Annotated in this window: 2 protein-coding genes; both read left to right on the top strand. The window is 60.1% G+C overall.

What is annotated here, in order from left to right; translation table 11 throughout:
- The first annotated feature begins 6 nt into the window (after positions 1 to 6).
- Complete coding sequence (locus tag Q1B21_RS22255; protein ID WP_299893252.1) at positions 7 to 1,683, top strand: formate--tetrahydrofolate ligase; 1,677 nt, start codon at positions 7 to 9, stop codon at positions 1,681 to 1,683.
- Positions 1,684 to 1,741: 58 nt separating this feature from the next.
- Positions 1,742 to 2,047 (top strand): chorismate mutase, encoded by a 306-nt coding sequence (locus tag Q1B21_RS22250; RefSeq protein WP_298938596.1) that lies wholly within the window; start codon positions 1,742 to 1,744, stop codon positions 2,045 to 2,047.
- Positions 2,048 to 2,049: the final 2 nt, after the last annotated feature.

Raw genomic sequence — 2,049 nt, 5'->3', positions numbered from 1 at the left:
GCCCACATGAGTTATAAATCTGACATTGAGATTGCCCGAGAGGCCATTAAGCAGCCGATCCAGGAGATTGGTGGTAAGATTGGGATTTCCAGCGACGATCTTCTGCCGTATGGCCATGACAAGGCGAAGGTGAGCCAGGAGTTCATCAATTCGGTTCAGGGTCGAGAAGACGGCAAGCTGATTTTGGTGACGGCGATCAACCCGACGCCTGCGGGTGAGGGTAAGACGACGACCACGGTGGGTCTGGGCGATGGTCTGAACCGGATTGGCAAGAACGCGATGATCTGTATTCGTGAGGCATCGCTTGGCCCGAACTTCGGCATGAAGGGCGGTGCTGCGGGCGGTGGCTATGCTCAGGTTGTTCCGATGGAGGACATGAACCTGCACTTCACCGGGGATTTTCACGCGATTACCTCGGCGCATTCGCTGCTGTCGGCGATGATCGACAATCACATCTACTGGGGCAATGCGTGCGAGATCGACACCCGTCGCGTCGCGTGGCGTCGTGTGGTCGACATGAACGACCGGGCGCTGCGTCAGATCACAGCGTCTTTGGGCGGTGTGTCGAACGGCTTCCCGCGCGAAACCGGCTTTGACATCACTGTGGCGTCCGAGGTGATGGCGATTCTGTGCCTGGCCAACGACCTGAAAGACCTGGAAAAACGTCTGGGCGACATCATCGTGGCCTACCGTCGCGACAAGACAGCCGTGTATTGCCGCGACATCAAGGCCGAAGGCGCAATGACCGTGCTGCTGAAGGACGCGATGCAGCCGAACCTGGTTCAGACGCTGGAAAACAACCCGGCCTTTGTCCATGGTGGCCCGTTTGCGAATATCGCGCATGGCTGTAACTCGGTCATCGCCACCAAGACGGCGCTGAAAGTGGCCGACTATGTTGTGACCGAAGCAGGCTTTGGCGCTGATCTGGGCGCTGAGAAGTTCATGAACATCAAGTGTCGCAAGGCGGGCATTGCGCCGTCGGCTGTGGTGCTGGTCGCCACCGTGCGCGCGATGAAGATGAACGGCGGCGTGGCCAAGGCCGATCTGGGCGCGGAAAACGTTGATGCGGTCAAGTCGGGCTGTGCCAACCTGGGCCGTCACATCGAGAACGTCAAATCCTTCGGCGTGCCGGTTGTGGTTGGGATCAACCACTTTGTCACCGACACCGATGCGGAAGTGCAGGCCGTGAAAGACTATTGTGCCGAGCATGGGGTCGAGGCGGTTCTGTCGCGGCATTGGGAGCTGGGCTCGGAAGGCTCGGCACCGCTGGCCGAGAAGGTTGTGGAAATCGTCGAAGGGGGCACCGCCAACTTCGCGCCGATCTACCCCGATGAGATGCCTTTGTTTGAGAAGATCGAAACCATTGCCAAGCGCATCTACCGCGCCGACGAGGTTCTGGCCGACGCCAAGATCCGCAACCAGCTGCACGAATGGGAAGACGCCGGATATGGCAACCTGCCGGTCTGCATGGCCAAGACGCAGTATTCCTTCTCGACCGACCCAACCCTGCGCGGCGCGCCCACCGGCCATTCGGTTCCGGTGCGCGAGGTGCGCCTGAGCGCCGGTGCTGGCTTTATCGTGGTGGTCTGCGGCGAGATCATGACCATGCCCGGCCTGCCGCGCAAACCGGCCGCCGAAAGCATCTGTCTCAATGACGCAGGTGAGATCGAAGGCTTGTTCTAAGCTGCTGAATAAGACATCTCGTGGTCCGGGGATCTCCCCGGGCCATGAGGAGACGAACATGCCCACTCTGACACCGCCGCAAGACTGTTTTTCCATGCAGGATCTGCGGGCTCAGATCGACCAGCTGGATCGGCAATTGATCGACATGCTGGTGACGCGCGCAAGCTATATTGACCGCGCGACCGAGCTGAAACCGGAGGAGGGCTTGCCGGCCCGCATTCCGGATCGTGTCGAAGAAGTGGTGCAACGCGTGCGCGCAAGCTCGGACGCGCTGGGGATGGACCCGGATCTGGCCGAAAAGCTCTGGCGCATACTGATTGACTGGTCGATTGCACGTGAGGAACGTGTGCTCGGCCCCGAGTAAAG

It is taken from the genome of uncultured Ruegeria sp., assembly GCF_947504215.1.
Taxonomy (GTDB): Bacteria; Pseudomonadota; Alphaproteobacteria; order Rhodobacterales; family Rhodobacteraceae; genus Ruegeria.
The sequence above is the reverse complement of the archived record's forward strand: the minus strand, read 5'-3'. Positions and strand labels throughout refer to the sequence as shown.